The organism is Achromobacter sp. SIMBA_011 (genome assembly GCF_046535435.1).
GTDB lineage: Bacteria > Pseudomonadota > Gammaproteobacteria > Burkholderiales > Burkholderiaceae_B > Achromobacter > Achromobacter dolens.
The window spans coordinates 1-276 of the sequence record NZ_JAWRWN010000357.1; the positions used below are offsets into that span (position 1 = coordinate 1).

Here is a 276-nt window from a genome sequence, read left to right on the forward strand (position 1 = left end):
CAAAGAGGTCAAGGCGGCGTTCCACTTCAGCGACGAAGCCCACCTCGGTCAGTATCTCCAGAGCGGCGAACCCTACATCACTCATCCGGTCGCCGTCGCGGAAATCTGCGCCGGCTGGAAGCTCGACGCCCAGGCCATCCAGGCGGCGCTGCTTCACGACGTGATCGAAGACCAGGGCGTGACCAAGGCGGAGATCGCCGAGCGCTTCGGCGCCAAGGTCGCGGAACTGGTCGACGGCCTCTCGAAACTCGACAAGATGGAGTTTCGTAATCGCGA

Annotated in this window: 1 protein-coding gene; it reads left to right on the forward strand. The window is 63.0% G+C overall.

All coding sequences use genetic code 11. The features are described 5' to 3' along the window. Positions 1-276: HD domain-containing protein (locus SB816_RS31290; protein WP_410548152.1), on the forward strand; the 276-nt coding region annotated here is incomplete at both ends.